The following is a 15,640-nucleotide window of genomic DNA, read 5'->3' on the forward strand; positions in this document are numbered from 1 at the left end:
TGCCCGACGGCGTCCACTTCAACAGCTTCCGCTGCCCGAACACCTCCACAAGCTGCGCCCTGACCTCCGCGCCGGCGTTCTCCCTGGCGTACTCGACACGCTCCGGGGCCGGCTGACCACTGGTCGCGAGCCGGTAAAGGAACAGCACACGCCGGACCGCCAACGCGACCGCCACGGCGGTTGCGACGAGGCCGGCTATCGCTATCGCTACCCAGAGCACGAGCCCTCCTCACCCTGGCGTCCTGGCCGGTGACGCCACCTATCTGAACGTCATTCATTGCCGTCAAGAGTGACGGTAGTCGTGTATCGGACCACCCCTAATGCTCCCGATCACTCGCGAAAAGAGCTAAACACGCTGTTGGGCGGTGGTCAACCAGTGCAGGTCACGTGCTGCCGGGTTGCGGAAATGTAACAGCCATGTGTCCGTTGACGCCCTTCTCGGCCACGTGCTAGACATCCTACTGAATGACATTCAGTCATGTTCCGCCCCTGGTCGCGCAGGGGCTTGGGAGGTGCAGTAGTGCTCGCTCTACTCAGTGACGAGCAACAGATGCTCAAAGAGGTGGCCGCGCAGATCGCCGGCTCCGCCGGCCCGGCGAATCCCGGAGACCTCCGTACCCTCGACCGGGCCGCGGCCTGGCGGTCCCTGGCCCAGTCGGGCCTGCTGGCGCTGCGGACGCGTGACGGCGGGAGCCCGGCCGGTTCCGGCGTCGAGGTCGCGGTGGTGGCCGAGGCGCTGGGCGCGGGCCTGGTCCCGGTGCCCTATCTCGGCTCGGCCGTGCTGGCCACGGAGCTGCTCGCCCTGGCCGGCGCGCACGACGAGGCCGAGGTCCTGGCCGAGGGCGGGTCGCGCACCGGCGTCCTGCTCGACGGCGACCTGTCCGCCCTGGCCGTGCTTCCCGGCGACGAGACCGTGTACGGCTGGGACGTGGACGGAGCGGACGGCGCGCTGGCGCTGACCGGCGTGCGCGGCGGCTACCAGGTGGTGCGGGTCTCGCTGGAGACCGGGTTCGTCCCGGTGCCGGGGGCCGACCTCACCCGGACGCTGCTCCGCTCCGACGGCCCGGTCGGCGCGGCCTCGCCGACCCCGGTGGGCAGCCCTCTGTCCGCGGAGGACCTGTGGCGCTGGGAGGCGCTCGCGCTCACCGCGATCGCCGCCGACACGGTCGGCGTCATGCGCGCCGCGGTCGCCCGGGCGGTGGCCTACAGCAAGGAGCGCGTGCAGTACGGCGTGCTCATCGGTTCCTTCCAGGCGGTGCAGCACATGTGCGCCGAGGCGTACGTGCAGGCGGAGGCGTCGGCGAGCGCGGTGAACTACGCGGCCTGGGCGGTCGACGAGCTGGAGCCGGCCGAGGCGCTGCTGGCCGCCCGCACCGCGAAGGCGCAGTGCGCGTCCGTGGCCCGCGAGGTGACCGAGACCGTCATGCAGGTGTTCGGCGGCATCGGCCAGACGTACGAGCACATCGCCCACGTGCACACCCGGCGGGCGCTGACCGACCGGCAGGTCCTCGGCGACGAGGGCGTCCAGCTGCTGCGCATCGCCGACGTCCGACTGACGGGAGAGTAGCCATGGACTACCGCGACACCCCCGAGGAGGCGGAGTTCCGCGCGTCCCTGCGTGAGTGGCTCGCCGCCGCCATTCCGGCCGGCTGGGACAAGATCGACGACGAGGAGGCGGCCGTACGGCTCCGCAAGGAGTGGCACCGCACCCTCTACCGGGCCGGATACGTCGGGATGAGCTGGCCGGAGGAGTACGGCGGGCGCGGGCTGAGCCCGGTCTACGACGCCATACTCAACGAGGAGTGCGGCAACCTGAACGCCCCGCCGCTGCCCTCGGTCGGCTACATCGGGCGGGCCATTTTCACGTACGCCACGGAGGAGCAGAAGCGGCGCTTCCTGCCGCCGCTGCTGTCCGGGGAGGCGAGCTGGTGCCAGGGCTTCAGCGAGCCGGAGGCGGGATCCGACCTCGCCTCGCTCCGCACGACCGCGCGGCTCGACGGAGACCACTACGTGGTCAACGGGCAGAAGATGTGGACGAGCGGCGGCCAGTACGCGGACTGGTGCCTGCTGCTGGCCAGGACCGACCCGGACGCCCCCAAGCACAAGGGCATCTCGGCGTTCCTGGTGTCGATGACCGAGCCGGGGGTCACCTGCCGGCCCATCGTGATCGCCAGCGGTGAGGCGGAGACCAGCGAGGTCTTCTGGGACGACGTGCGGATCCCGGTGGACCAGCGGCTCGGCGCGCCCGGCGAGGGATGGCGGATCGCGATGACCACGGTCACCTACGAGCGTGGTCCCGCCGACATCGGCTTCATCGCGAACTACCGGCGCACCCTCCGCAAGGTCGAGGCGATCGCGGCCGAGCGGGGGTTGCTCGACCGGCCCGAGACCCGGAAGGCGCTGGCCCGGGCGTACGTACGCGGCGAGGTGCTGCGCCTCAACTGCATGGAGCAGCTCTCGCTGCGTGTCTCCGGCCGGCCGCCGGGCCCCGAGGGCTCGGTCGCCAAGCTGCTGTGGGCCGACGCGGAACAGTCACTCCAGCACCTCGCCATGGACCTCCTCGGCGCCGACGAGATGACCGGGGTCGCCGGCGACTGGCTCAGTTCCTACTTCACGTCCCGCCCGGTCAGCGTCTACGGCGGGTCGGCGCAGATCCAGAAGAACATCATCGCGCGCATGCTCGACATGCCGCGCTGACCGCAGAAGCACCCACCCACGCGTGATCCCCAGGTGGTCGGCTGCCACGCAGATCGCCGATCACTTCGTCCCATCACCCCGACCCGCGTGCCGGTTCAGCGGACGCGCGTGTCCTCACCTCCTGAACACCATTCAGTCGCATCGCTCGGCTGAGGAGGCCCCCCATGAGATCACGAACCATCCGTCTTTCCGTGCTCCCGGTCACCGCGCTGCTCGCGCTCTCCCTGGCCGCGTGCGGCGCGTCCGGGAGCGACGGCGCTTCCGGCGACGCCGCGGACAAACCCTTCATCGTCTACTTCTCCGGGGACTATTCCGGGGCGGTCTCCACCAACAACGCCAGCATCGACGCCGGTATCAAGATCGCCGCGGAGGAGTTCAACGCCGCCGGAGGCGTCGAGGGTCGCAAGATCGTCGTCGAGACGGCCAACGACCAGAACGACCCCACCAAGGCGGTCAGCCTGCTCCAGCAGCGGCTGTCCTCCGGGACCAAGCCGGACCTCGTCTACCCCGGCAGTTCGAGCGCGGTCTCCCTGTCGCTGCTGCCCATCCTCACCAGGCAGAAGATCCTTTCCGTCGGCGGCACCGTGAGCACCCTGCTCAACGACCCGGCCAAGTACCCGTACCACTTCGGCATCTCCTCGCCCGGCAAGGACTACGCCCCCGCGCTCATCTCGGAGGCGAAGGCCAAGGGCTACAAGAAGATCGCCATGCTGTACTCCAACGACGCCACCGGCCAGAGCTCGGCGGAGATCTACAAGGCGGCCGTCGAGGGCGCCGGCATGGAGTTCGCCGAGGCCCGCTACGAGGCGACCGCACTCGACATGACCTCGCAGCTCAACCAGCTCCGCGCGCAGGACCCGGACGCGCTGATCCTCAACGGGTACGGCGCCGCCGCGCTCTACGTGATGCGCAGCCGCGCCCAGATCGGCTGGGACGTCCCGTCCTACTGCGACCAGCTCGCCTCCGGCTTCCCGTACTTGAAGAACCTGGACGCGAACCAGCTCAAGAACGTCAAGGTGGTCGTCTCCACCGCCACCCTGTCGAGCAGCGAGCACCATCCCGGGCTGGCCGGCTTCATCGACAAGATCAAGAAGAGTCCGGCGGCGGACGGGATCTCGAACACCGGCTGGGGCCTCTACTCCACCGGGCACGACGCGCTCGCCCTCATCGTCTACGCGGCACAGCAGGCCAAGTCCAGCGGCTCCGACAAGGTCAAGGCCGAGCTGGAGCAGCTCCCGCAGCCCACCGGCGCCCCCCTCTGGTACGCCGCGGGGCCCGCGGGGCAGTACGTGCAGTACGCCTACTCGGCGAAGGACCACTTCCCGACCGCGGGCGCGGACACCTTCCAGTACGTCCCGCCCGGCGTCTACAACGGCGACGGCTTCTACGCGCCCAGCGAGTCGTGAGGCCGCGATGACGACGGTCTGGGCCGGACTGGCGACCGGCGCGATCTACTCGCTGGTCGCCATCGGGTACAACGTGGTGCTCCTCGCCTCCGGGACGTTCAACTTCGCGCACGCGCAGCTCCTGATGGTCGGCACCTTCCTCGCCTACGCGGGCGCGGTCACCTTCGGGCTTCCCGTGGTGCCGACCGTGCTGCTCGCCGCCGTCGGAGTGGCGGGCATCGCCCTCGTGGAGGAGCGCGTCGCGATCCGCCCGCTGCTCGGCCGCGCCGACCGCCACGGCACGCTCATCACCACGGTCGGCGCCGCCACCATCCTGGACGGCCTGGCCGCGGCGATCTGGGGCAGGCAGCCGCTGACCGTGCCCTCGGTCCTCCCGGACGAGCCGCTCACCCTGCTCGGCGGCACCCTGCGGCCGGTGGACCTGGCGCTGATCGGGCTCACCCTGGTCGTCGGCGTCGGACTGCACCTGTGGTCCCGGCACACGCTGACCGGCCTCGCGTCCCTCGCCTCCGCGGAGGACAGGGACGCCGCCTCGGCGCGCGGCATCAACGTGCGGCTCCTCGGAGTCGGCGCCTTCGCCGTCGCCGGGGCGATCGCCGGAGCGTTCGGGCTGCTGGTCGGCGCGCGCACGTACGCGGTGTTCGACCTCGGGCACTCCCTGGCGCTGTTCGGTTTCGTGGCCATCGCGATCGGCGGCTCGGGCAGCCAGCTCGGGGGCCTCATCGGGGGCTTCGCCACCGGCCTCGTCTACGCGTTCGCCGCCAGGTACATCGGCGCGGCGTACCCGCAACTCGTGGTCTTCGGGGTGTTCCTCCTGATCCTGTTCCTGCGACCGCGCGGGCTGTTCGGCACCGCGCTCGAACGGCGGGTGTAGTCATGAACGCACTCATCCACCGGTTCCGCCCGCTGGGCGCGCTCCTCCTCCTGGTCCTGCTCCTGATCGCCCCCGGCGCGGGCCTGGTCAACGGTTACTGGTCGCGCACCATCATGCTGATCGCGATCCTGAGTCTGCTGGTCAGCGGCCTCAACGTCGTCCTCGGCTACGCCGGGGAACTGGCCATGGGCCAGGTCGCGCTGTACGCCGTGGGCGCCTATGTCGCCGGTTACCTGGGCGTCGCGTTCGGCGTGACGAACGTGCTGGTCGCGCTGGCCGCGGCCACCCTCGCCGCGGTCGTGGTCGGCCTGATCACCGGCATACCCGGGCTCCGCCTGGGCGGCTGGTCCCTGGCCATGGTGACCTTCTTCCTGGTCACCCTCGTGCCGAACCTGGTCGACATCTTCGCCGACTTCACCGGGGGCACGCTCGGCATGGGCACGGCCGTACCGACCCTCTTCGGCATGGAGATCGTCGGCGACCGGCTGTACTGGCTGATCATCCTGGTCGTGGTCGGCTGGTTCGCGGTCGCCCGCAACCTGCTGCTGTCCCGGCACGGCAACATGTTCCTCGTCCTGCGGCAGAGCCCGATCCTCGCCTCGGTGCTCGGCGTCTCGGTGTACCGGCTGAAGCTGCTCGTCTACGTCGTCGGCGCGATCCCGGCGGCGCTGGCCGGGGCGCTCTTCTCGATGCTCGACGGGTTCATCGCCCCCGACACCTTCACCTTCGCGCTGGCGCTCAGCGTGCTCGCCGCCTCGGTCGTCGGCGGCGCGACGTCCGTGTACGGCGCGATCGCCGGCGCGGTGGTGATGCAGCTCGGGCAGCAGACCTTCACCCAGTTCCAGACCTGGCAACTGGTCATCTACGGCGCCTTCCTGCTGATCGCCGGGATCGCCTTCAACCGCGGCCTCGCCGGTCTCGCCCAGGACGGCCTGGCCGCCGCGCGTCGCAGGGGATGGCTGCCCACGCTCCCACCGGCCTCGGCCGCCGCCGCTCCCGTGGACGACGAACCCGCGGCGCGGCTCGAACCGCTGCGCGGCGTGCTGCTGCGCACCGAGGGACTGTCCAAGTCCTTCGGCGGCAACCGGGCACTCGACGACGTCTCCATCGAGGCGCGGCCCGGCGAGGTCACCGCGCTCATCGGCCCCAACGGGTCGGGCAAGACCACCCTGCTCAACCTGATCTGCGGCCTGTACCAGCCGTCCGGCGGCCGGTTGTTCCTCGGCGACGAGCAGATCGGCGGGCAGCCGCCGTACCGGATCGCACGGCACGGGGTGGCGCGCACCTTCCAGACTCCGCTGATCCCCAAGAACATGACGACGCTCGCGTTCGTCGCGACGGGCAGGTACGTCACCCACAAGGTCGGCATCCTGCCGGCGATCCTGCGACTGCCGAAGTTCCGCAGGGGATACGCGGCCGACGACGAGCAGGCGATGGCGCTGCTGCGGCTCGTCGGCATCGGCGACGTCGCCGGCAGGCAGGTCGACGCCCTCGCCCTCGGCACCCGGCGGCTGGTCGAGGTGGCCCGCTCGCTCGCCTCCGGCGCCCGGGTCTTCTGCTTCGACGAGGTCGGCTCCGGCCTGGACGCGAGCGACATCGCCGTGCTCGAACAGGCGATCGGCATGATCCGCGAGGCCGGCGGCACGGTGATCCTCGTCGAGCACAACTTCCCGCTGGTGCTCAAGCTGGCCGACCGGATCCACGTGCTCAGCCAGGGCAGGCTGCTCGCCTCCGGCACCCCGGCGCAGATCCAGGCCGACCGCAGGGTCCTCGCCGAGTACACCGGGGCGGCCGACGGCGGAGACGACGGCGCGGCCGAGTCGGTGACCGACCTGGAGGCGTCCGAGGGCCCGGCCGTACCGAAGGGAGCCAAGTGATGCTGACCGTCGCCGGAGTCACCGGTGGATACGGCGACCTGCGGGTGCTGCGGGACGTGGACGTGACCGTGCGCCCCGGGCGTATCACGGTGGTGCTCGGCCGCAACGGGGCGGGGAAGACCTCGCTGCTGTCCGCCGTCGCGGGACTGCTGCCCACCGTCAGCCAGGGCAGGATCGAACTGGACGGGCAGGACCTCGGCGGCGCGCCCGCGCACCGCCGGGTGCGCGCCGGTCTCGGCCTCGTGCAGGAGAACAAGCGGGTCTTCCACGCCCGCACCGTCGAGGAGAACCTGCTCCTCGGCGGATACACGCTCGGTGGGCTCGGGCTGCGCGGCGGCGCCCGCCGCGAGGCGCTGGAGAAGGCGTACGAACGCTTCCCGATCCTGCTGCAGCGGCGGCGCATGCCGGCCGGGAGCCTGTCCGGCGGGCAGCAGCAGATGCTGGCCATCGGCCAGGCGCTGATGGCCGGGCCGAAGCTGCTGATGCTCGACGAGCCGTCCGCCGGTCTCGCGCCCGCCATCGTCAACGAGGTCCTCTCGATGGTGGCGGCGCTTCGCGACCAGGAAGGGCTGTCGATCCTCCTCGTCGAACAGCGGATCGAGCACGCGCTGGAGATCGCCGACGACGTCGCGGTCATGGAGAACGGGCGCATCATCACCGCCGGCCCCAAGTCCGCCTTCGACGACGGCGCCGTGATCCGCGAGGTGTACCTGGGCCGGTCCGGCGAAGAGCTGACGACCGGCAACCACGGAAAGGAATAGGACGCATGCGTTTGAAGGACAAGGTCGCCGTCGTCACCGGCTCCGCGCAGGGCATCGGCCGCGCCGTCGCCGAGTTGTACGCCCGGGAGGGCGCGCGGGTCGCGGTGGTGGACGTGCAGGCGGAGGCCGCGGAGAAGGTGGCCGCCGGCATCCGTGAGGCCGGCGGCGACGCGATCGCGGTGCTGTGCGACGTGTCGAGCCGGGCGGCGGTGAACGAGGCCGCCGACGCGGTCAGGGCGGCGTACGGGCCGATCGACATCCTGGTGAACAACGCGGGGGTGATCCGTCCCGCGATGCTGCACAAGATGACCGACGAGCAGTGGGAGACGGTCCTCGGGGTCCACCTGCACGGCGCGTTCTACTGGTTGCAGGCCGTGGTCAACGACATGATCGAGCGCGAGCGCGGGTGGATCATCTTCACCTCCTCCTCCACGGCGCAGAACGGCTCGATCGGCCAGATCAACTACGCCGCGGCGAAGTCGGGGGGGCTCGCCATGGTCCGCACGGCCGCGCGTGAGCTGGGCCGCTACAACATCCTGGTCAACGCGGTGGCCCCCGCCGCGGCGACCGAGATGACGCTCAAGGTGCGGACCGATCCGCGCTTCGCCGACGCCGTCAAGCGGATGCCGTTGCGCCGTCACGCCGAGCCAGAGGAGATCGCGCCGACGTTCGTCTACCTGGCCTCCGGCGAGGCCAGCTACGTCACCGGCCAGGTGATCTCGGTGGACGGCGGCGGGATGATGGTGCGTTGACGGTGACGACCAGCCTGCCGGGCCCGCTCGCCGGAACACGGGTGGTCACGTTCGCGGCGATCTACCAGGGGCCGTACGCGACGACGCTGCTCGCCGACCTGGGCGCGGACGTGATCACGGTCGAGCGGCCGGGCACCGGAGACATCGCCCGCGCCCAGGGCGGCATGTTCGAAGCGCTGAACCGGGGCAAGCGTTCGATCGTCCTGGACCTCAAAGATCCCGCGGACCAGGAGACGGCCCGCCGCCTCGCGGGCACGGCCGACGTGCTCGTCGAGGCGTTCCGGCCCGGCGCAATGGAGCGGTTCGGCCTCGGATATCCGCGGCTGAGCGCGGCCAACCCCGGTCTGGTCCACGTGTCGCTGTCCGGTTTCGGCCAGGACGGGCCGTACCGCGACCGGGCCGGGCACGACCTCATGTACCAGGCGGCGGCGGGCCTGCTCGGCGGGCTGCCCGACCGGCCCGGCGCGGTCCATCCGCCTCCGGAGCTGGAAGCCGGGGCGATCGTCGGCGCCCTCTACGCCGCCCTCGGGGCGCTGGCCGGCCTGCTCGGCCGGGCCGTCACCGGCCGGGGCACCCACGTCGACCTCTCCACCCACGAGGCGCTGCTGTCGGTGATGTCCCTGCGGCTCGACCCGGTGCTCAACGGGCCGGGCGACGCCGCCGCGGCGCCCGGCAGGGAGCCCGGCTACGGGTTGTACCGCTGCGCCGACGGGCGGCTCATCGCGCTGGGCATCGGCTTCGAGGACCACTTCTGGGCCCTGCTCTGCCGGGCGACCGGCCTGACGGCGTTCGCCGGGCTGGGACAGGCCGAACGGCTGGCGCGCGGCGACTTCCTCGCCGGCCTGCTGTCCGACGTCCTGGCCACCCGCCCGTACGCGGAGTGGCAGGAGGAGTTCGACCGGATCGGGGTGCCCGCGGGCCCGGTGCACCGGCTCTCGGAGGTTCCGGCCGACCCGCACGTACGCGCCCGTGAGGTGATCCGCACCCTGCGCGGCCATTCGCCGCGGCGGTACGTGCGCCAGCCGCTGCGGCTGAGCGCGTACGCGGAACACGACCCCGGCCCGGCCCCCCGCCTGGGCGAACACACCGCTTCGCTCCTTCGGGAGCTGGACGACACGGCACCGTGCCCGGAGGAGGCAGTCGAGCCATGACCACGACACCAGAGAGACCGGCGCTCGACCGGCTGCTCTCGCCCCGCTCGATCGCCATGGTCGGCGCGTCGAACAGCCCCACCCGCATCGGCGGCACCGTCTTCGGCAACCTGCTCCGCGCCTTCCCCGGCGAGGTGCACCCCATCCACCCGAAGGACGAGGTGGTTCAGGGCCGCACCGCGTTCCGCCGCGTCGGCGACCTGCCCGAGCCCGTCGACCTGGCGGTGATCGCGGTGCCCGCCCCCGCCGTCGTCGACGTGGTCGCCGAGTGCGCGGCCCGCGGCGTCGGCGGCGCGGCGGTCATCACCTCCGGCTTCGCCGAGGCCGGGCCCGAGGGCCGCGCCCTGCAGGACCGGCTCACCGCGGTGTCCCGGGAGACCGGAATCCGTGTCATCGGGCCGAACTGCATCGGCTTCATGAACTCGCACGGCGGGGTCATGGCCAACTTCATGATCACCCCCGACCAGCCGATGCCCGAGGCCGGTCCGGTGGCGCTCGTCTCGCAGAGCGGCGGCTTCGGCTCGTACATCACCAACAAGGCCGTGCTCGCCGGGCTGCGGCTGGGGTGGTTCGTGTCCACCGGCAACGAGGCCGACGTGAACGTCGCCACCGTGCTGCGGCACCTCGTGGAGCGGCCCGAGGTCGGGGTGCTGCTGTCGTTCGTCGAGACGCTGCGCGACCCGGAGGTCTTCGTCGACACCGCCCGCCGCGCCGCCGAACTGGACAAGCCGCTCGTGCTGCTCAAGGCGGGCCGCTCAGAGGAGGCCGCGCGGGCCGCGATGAGCCACACCGCCTCGATCGTGGGATCGGCCCGGGTCCTCGACGCCGTCTGCCGTCAGTACGGCGTGTTCGTCGCCTCCACCATGGAGGAGCTGCTCGACCTGGGCACGATCTTCCAGGACGGCCGCCGGGCGCGGGGCAACCGGGTGATCGTGATGACGTCCTCCGGCGGGGCGGGAGTGCTGCTCGCCGACGAGGCGGGGCAGGCGGGGCTCTCCGTGCCGGAACTCCCCGCCGAGGAGCAGGCCGCGCTGGCCGCGGACATGCCCGTGCCGTTCTACGGCTCCACCGTCAACCCCGTGGACACGACCGCGCAGACCACCGCGATGCCCGGCGCCTACAGCAAGGTGCTCAACGCGGTCGCCGCCAGCCCGTCCGCGGACATGCTGGCCGCGGTCACCTGGGCCGGACCGGGCCCCGCCAACGACGCGATCGTCGAGACGTACCGGACCACCGCCAAGCCGGTCGCGATCCTGTCCACCGCGTGGTCGGAGCAGTTCCAGCGGGCCGGGGTGCCGACCTTCACCGACCCCCGCCGGGCGATGGTCGCGCTCGCGGCCCTGGCCGCGCAGTCGGCCCGGCGCCCGGCGCCCCCCGGCCCGGCCCGGTTCACCGCCGACGCCGCCCGCGTACGACGGGCGCGTGAGCTGATCGCCGAGGCGGGCCGGGAGACGACGCTGCTCGAGTCGACCGGCAAGCGCATCCTGGCGCTGTACGGCGTCCCGGTGACCCGCGAGGAACTGGTGACCGACGCGGAGGCGGCGGTCGAGGCGGCCGAGCGCATCGGCGGCCCGGTGGCGATCAAGGCGATGTCCTACCGGTTGCCGCACAAGTCCGACGCCGGGGCGATCCGGCTCGGCCTGCGCGGCGCGGAGGCCGTGCGCGCCGGATACCGGGAGATGCTCGCCGAGGTCGCGCGCCGGGAACCCGGCGCGGTCGTCGAGGGCGTGCTCGTCCAGCAGATGGCCCCCGCCCGGATCGAACTGACCTGCGGAGTGCAGCGGGACCCGGTCTTCGGGCCCATGGTCGCGATCGGGCTCGGCGGTGTCCTGATCGAGGTGCTGAGCGAGGCCGTGCTGCTGCGTCCTCCGTTCGACGTGGACACCGCGCTCGCGGCGCTGGGCGGTCTGCTCGGCGGGCGCCTGGTCACCGGGCGGCGCGGTCTGTCCGAGGAGGAGCAGCGCGCCGCCGCCCGGGTCATGACCGGTCTCGGAGAGCTCGCGCTGGAGCTGGACGAGGTCGCCGAGGTCGACGTCAACCCGCTGCGCGTCGCCGACGGTGTCGTGCTCGCCGCCGACGCGCTGATCGTGGTGAACCATGAGTGACCGCCGCCACCTCGTCGGGCATGCCTACACGCCGTACACGTTCCCGGTCGAACACGGCAAGGTGCGCGAGTTCGCACTGGCCGTCAAGGACGAGGACCCCGTCTACCGCGACGCCGGGGCGGCCCGGGACGCCGGATACCGGCACCTGCCCGCGCCGCCGACCTTCTCCGCCGTCACCTCGCACTGGGCGGTGCGGGACGCGGACGTGCTCCGGCTCGACCTGCGCCGGGTGCTGGCCGGCGGCGCGGAGTGGGAGTACCTGAGCGAGATCGTCGCCGGTGACGTGCTCACCGTGCGGTCGCGCATCGCCGACGTGCAGGAGAAGACCGGGAGCCGCGGCCCGATGACCCTGATCGTCACCGAGCACGACTTCGTCAACCAACACGAGGAGACCGTGCTGCGGCTGCGCAGCACGGTGATCGAACTGGGGGAACAGTGACAGAGCCGGATACCGTGCCGTCGGCGGTGGCCCCGGAACGCCGGGTCGGGCCGCTCACCCGCACCGACTTCGTCAGGTACGCCGGGGCGGGCGGGGACTTCAACCCCATCCACCACGACGAGATCTTCGCCCGCTCCGCCGGATATCCGTCGGTCTTCGGGCACGGGCTGCTCACCGCCGGGATCCTCGGCGGGTACGCCGCCTCCTGGCTGGGCCGGCGCAACATGCGCCGGTTCGCCGTCCGGTACGTCGGCCAGGTGTGGCCGGGCGACACGCTGGTGCTCGGCGGCGAGGTGCTGCGCACCGGGACGGGCCCGGACGGCGGGACCGAGGTCGAGGTGGGGCTCACGGTGCACAGCGAGGCCGAAGGGCGCGAGCCCAGGCTGGTGCTGCGCGGCGGCGCGACCGCCGTCTACCCCGCCCGGGCGCTCGCCCGGGCGGCGGGGAGCCGGGCATGACCGGGCCCGCGCCGCACCGCGAGTACACCGACCGGGTCGCTGCGGGGAAGGTGCCCTGCCAGACGTGCGACGGATGCCTGTCCGCCGTGTTCCCGCCCCGGATCATCTGCCCGTCGTGCGGCGGCGCCGAACTGCGCTGGAGTGAGAGCGCCGGGCTCGGCACGGTCTACTCGGCCAGCGTCCTGTCACCGCGCGACGCCGACCCCTACTCCGTCGTACTGGTCGATCTCGACGAGAGGTTCCGGATGATGAGCACGGTGGTGGACATCCCCGCGCGGGACGTGCGGATCGGGATGAGGGTCCGCGCCCGGGTCGAACGGGACGGGCCGTCCGGACCGCGGATCGTGTTCACCGCCGAGGAAGGCGAGGGGCGTCATGAGCCCGCGTGATCTCCGGGGCGCCACCGCGATCGTGGGGGTCGCCGAGTCCGATCTCGGCGAGGTCGGCCCCGACAGGTACGCCATCGAGCTGGCCGCGCAGGCCGCGGGCGCCGCGCTCGCCGAGGCGGGCCTGACGACCCGCGACGTGGACGGGCTGTTCTGCGCCATCGCCGGGCGCGGGATGGCGCCGCTCGACGTGGCCGAGTATCTCGGGATCCGGCCCAGGTACACCGACGGCACGATGGTCGGCGGCAGCTCGTTCGTCTCCCACCTGCACCACGCCGCCCTCGCCATCACGTCCGGGGCGTGCGACGTCGCCCTGATCGTCTACGGCAGCACCGCCCGCTCCGACAGCGGGCGCGGCAGGCTCGCGACGGGCCCGCCGGAGCTGCCCACCTACGAGGCCGCCTACCGGCCGCGCATGCCGATCACCGGGTACGCGCTCGCCGCCGCACGGCACATGCACCAGTTCGGCACCACGCGAACACAGCTCGCCGAGGTCGCCGTGGCGGCCCGGCGGTGGGCGCGGCTCAACCCCAGGGCGTTCGCCCGCGACCCGCTGACCGTCGAGGACGTCCTGGCCGCCAGGATGGTGTCGAGCCCGCTGACGTCGCTCGACTGCTGCCTGGTCACCGACGGGGGCGGCGCGGTCGTGGTGACGAGTGCCGCACGGGCCGCGGACCTGCCCCGCCCGCCGGTCTACCTGCTGGGCGCGGGGGAGGCGCACTGGCACCGCGCGATCTCCCAGATGCCCGACCTGACCGTCACCGCCGCGACCGAGTCCTCGGCCCGCGCGTACGCGATGGCGGGTGTGGGGCCGGGGGACGTGGACATGGTGCAGCTCTACGACGCCTTCACCATCAACACGATCCTGTTCCTGGAAGACCTGGGCTTCTGCGCGAAGGGAGAGGGCGGCGACTTCGTCTCCGGCGGGCGGATCGCCCCCGGCGGCGACCTGCCGGTCAACACCAACGGCGGCGGCCTGTCCTACTGCCACCCCGGGATGTACGGCATCTTCCCGCTCATCGAGGCGACCCGGCAGATCCGGGGCGAGGCGGGGATGCGGCAGCAGCCCGGCGTGACGATCGCGGTCGCGCACGGCAACGGCGGGCAGCTCTCCAGCCAGGTGACCGCGGTCCTCGGGGGGCGGGACAGCCTGTGAGCCCGGTCATCACGCACCACGACGGGCCCGTGCTCGTCGTCACGCTGAACCGCCCGCACGTGCTCAACGCGCTGGACGCGGACACCCTGTACGCGCTCGCGGACGCCTGGCACGAGGCGGCCGACCCGAGCGTCCGGGCCGTCGTCGTCACCGGCAGCGGGCGGGGCTTCTGCGCGGGGGCCGACCTGCGCACGCCGCCCGATCCATCCCGGACGGCCCGCCCGGGCAGCTCGGGGCTGCGGCACACCTATCACCCGCACGTGCTCGCGATGGCCGCGCTGGAAAAGCCGGTGATCGCCGCGGTGAACGGCGCCGCCGCCGGGGCGGGGCTGTCCCTGGCCGCCGCCGCGGACGTGCGGATCGCCGCCGACACGGCCAAGTTCGTCCCGGCCTTCGCCGCGGTCGGGCTGGTGCCCGACGCGGGCGGCGCGTACTTCCTGCCGCGCCTGCTCGGCTACGCCCGGGCGTACGAGTGGCTGGCCACCGGCAGGCCGGTGCTCGCGGAGGAGGCGCTCCGCTGGGGGCTCGTGTCGCGGGTCGTCCCGGCCGGCGACCTGCTCGGCGACGCCGTCGAGCTGGCACACCGGATGGCCGCCATGCCCGGCGCCGCGCTCGGGCTCACCAAACGGCTGCTCGACCACGGCCTGACCCACGGGCTCGCCGACCTCCTGAACGAGGAGGCGCGGCTGCAGGCCCTCGCCGTGGCCGATCCCGCGCGGCAGCGGGCCCGCGCCGAGGTGGCACGCCGCCTTTCCGCTGACGAGGAGGACAGATGAGTGAATACAAGACACTGCTGACGACAGTGGACGACGGGCTCGCCGTCATCGCGTTGAACCGTCCCGAGCGGCTGAACGCGATCGGCGGCGGGCTGGAGCGGGAGCTGTCCGAGGCGCTGCGGGACGTCGCCGAGAACCCGGACGTACGGGCCGTGCTGCTGCGCGGCGAGGGACGGGCGTTCTGCGTGGGCGGCGACGTCAAGGACATGGCCGTGCGCGCCGAGGACGAGGAGGGGCCGAGCGCCGGCCAGCAGGTCTACCAGCTCCTGCACGGCCGCCGCATCCTGGAGACCATCCTGTCGGTGCCGCAGCCGGTCGTGGCCGCCGTGCACGGGTACGCGATGGGGCTGGGCGCGACGATCGCGCTGTTCTGCGACGTCGTGGTCGCCGCCGAGGACGCCCAGTTCGCCGACACCCATGTCGCGGTCGGCCTGGTCGCCGGTGACGGAGGGGCGGTCGCGTGGCCGCTGGCGATGCCGCTCGGCGCGGCCAGGTACTACCTCATGACCGGCGATCGGCTCGACGGCGCGGAGGCGGCCCGGCTGGGCCTCGCCCTGCGCGCCGTACCGGCCGGGGACCTGGTCGCCGAGGCGACGGCCGTCGCCCGCAGGCTGGCCGCCGCCGCCCCGCTCGCGGTGCAGGGCACCAAGGCCACGGTCAACAAGATCGTGCGGGAGCGGATGAACCTGGTGCTCGACTTCGGGCTGGCCCTGGAGGGCGGCACGTTCGTCAGCGACGACCACAAGGAGGCGGCCGCGGCGTTCGTCGAGAAGCGCGCCCCCGTCTTCCGGGGACGGTGAAG

The 15,640-nt window shown here is 72.6% G+C and carries 15 protein-coding genes and 1 pseudogene; 15 read left to right on the top strand and 1 reads right to left on the bottom strand.

Annotation, left to right across the window (positions count from 1 at the left end; all coding sequences use genetic code 11):
• Nucleotides 1-220 (bottom strand): annotated as a pseudogene (locus tag F5972_RS24535) (Fe-S oxidoreductase); the annotation flags it as partial.
• A gap of 330 nt (nt 221-550) precedes the next feature.
• On the opposite strand from F5972_RS24535, the gene F5972_RS24540 reads away from it, so the two are divergent.
• The 15 genes from F5972_RS24540 (at nt 551) to F5972_RS24610 (ending at nt 15,638) form a co-directional block, all read left to right on the top strand.
• The gene (locus F5972_RS24540; RefSeq protein ID WP_225311818.1) at nt 551-1,567 is read left to right on the top strand and encodes an acyl-CoA dehydrogenase family protein; all 1,017 of its coding nucleotides are present in this window, start codon (nt 551-553) and stop codon (nt 1,565-1,567) included.
• 2 nt (nt 1,568-1,569) lie between these two features.
• Nucleotides 1,570-2,697, top strand: a complete 1,128-nt coding sequence (locus F5972_RS24545; protein ID WP_150936326.1) for an acyl-CoA dehydrogenase family protein — start codon at nt 1,570-1,572, stop codon at nt 2,695-2,697.
• Nucleotides 2,698-2,861: 164 nt separating this feature from the next.
• Nucleotides 2,862-4,103 (top strand): ABC transporter substrate-binding protein, encoded by a 1,242-nt coding sequence (locus F5972_RS24550; RefSeq protein ID WP_150936328.1) that lies wholly within the window; start codon nt 2,862-2,864, stop codon nt 4,101-4,103.
• 7 nt (nt 4,104-4,110) lie between these two features.
• Entirely contained in the window at nt 4,111-4,977 is an 867-nt protein-coding gene (locus tag F5972_RS24555; RefSeq protein ID WP_150936330.1) for a branched-chain amino acid ABC transporter permease, read from the top strand.
• Nucleotides 4,978-4,979: 2 nt separating this feature from the next.
• Nucleotides 4,980-6,854, top strand: a complete 1,875-nt coding sequence (locus F5972_RS24560) for a branched-chain amino acid ABC transporter ATP-binding protein/permease (RefSeq protein ID WP_150936332.1) — start codon at nt 4,980-4,982, stop codon at nt 6,852-6,854.
• Entirely contained in the window at nt 6,854-7,615 is a 762-nt protein-coding gene (locus F5972_RS24565; protein ID WP_150936333.1) for an ABC transporter ATP-binding protein, read from the top strand. The genes F5972_RS24560 and F5972_RS24565 overlap by 1 nt, the downstream gene beginning before the upstream one ends.
• 5 nt (nt 7,616-7,620) lie before the next feature.
• The gene (locus tag F5972_RS24570) at nt 7,621-8,367 is read left to right on the top strand and encodes an SDR family NAD(P)-dependent oxidoreductase (protein ID WP_150936335.1); all 747 of its coding nucleotides are present in this window, start codon (nt 7,621-7,623) and stop codon (nt 8,365-8,367) included.
• Nucleotides 8,368-8,369: 2 nt separating this feature from the next.
• Complete coding sequence (locus F5972_RS24575) at nt 8,370-9,518, top strand: CaiB/BaiF CoA transferase family protein (protein ID WP_225311820.1); 1,149 nt, start codon at nt 8,370-8,372, stop codon at nt 9,516-9,518.
• Nucleotides 9,515-11,623, top strand: coding sequence for an acetate--CoA ligase family protein (locus F5972_RS24580; RefSeq protein WP_150936339.1), 2,109 nt, complete (start codon nt 9,515-9,517; stop codon nt 11,621-11,623). The genes F5972_RS24575 and F5972_RS24580 overlap by 4 nt, the downstream gene beginning before the upstream one ends.
• Entirely contained in the window at nt 11,616-12,062 is a 447-nt protein-coding gene (locus F5972_RS24585) for an FAS1-like dehydratase domain-containing protein (RefSeq protein ID WP_150936342.1), read from the top strand. The genes F5972_RS24580 and F5972_RS24585 overlap by 8 nt, the downstream gene beginning before the upstream one ends.
• A complete protein-coding gene (locus F5972_RS24590) occupies nt 12,059-12,520 on the top strand; it encodes a MaoC/PaaZ C-terminal domain-containing protein (protein ID WP_150936344.1) in 462 nt (153 codons plus the stop codon). The genes F5972_RS24585 and F5972_RS24590 overlap by 4 nt, the downstream gene beginning before the upstream one ends.
• A complete protein-coding gene (locus tag F5972_RS24595; RefSeq protein ID WP_150936345.1) occupies nt 12,517-12,909 on the top strand; it encodes a Zn-ribbon domain-containing OB-fold protein in 393 nt (130 codons plus the stop codon). The genes F5972_RS24590 and F5972_RS24595 overlap by 4 nt, the downstream gene beginning before the upstream one ends.
• Complete coding sequence (locus tag F5972_RS24600; RefSeq protein WP_150936347.1) at nt 12,896-14,062, top strand: acetyl-CoA acetyltransferase; 1,167 nt, start codon at nt 12,896-12,898, stop codon at nt 14,060-14,062. The genes F5972_RS24595 and F5972_RS24600 overlap by 14 nt, the downstream gene beginning before the upstream one ends.
• Nucleotides 14,059-14,838 carry an enoyl-CoA hydratase/isomerase family protein gene (locus F5972_RS24605; RefSeq protein WP_150936349.1) on the top strand — a complete coding sequence of 260 codons (780 nt, stop codon included), beginning with the start codon at nt 14,059-14,061 and terminating at the stop codon, nt 14,836-14,838. Before F5972_RS24600 ends, F5972_RS24605 begins: the two co-directional genes overlap by 4 nt.
• On the top strand, nt 14,835-15,638 hold the full coding sequence (locus tag F5972_RS24610) for an enoyl-CoA hydratase/isomerase family protein (RefSeq protein ID WP_150936351.1): 804 nt from the start codon (nt 14,835-14,837) through the stop codon (nt 15,636-15,638). The genes F5972_RS24605 and F5972_RS24610 overlap by 4 nt, the downstream gene beginning before the upstream one ends.
• Nucleotides 15,639-15,640 lie beyond the last annotated feature (2 nt).

Origin of the sequence: Microbispora cellulosiformans (assembly GCF_008728085.1) — a bacterium.
Classification (GTDB): domain Bacteria; phylum Actinomycetota; class Actinomycetes; order Streptosporangiales; family Streptosporangiaceae; genus Microbispora; species Microbispora amethystogenes.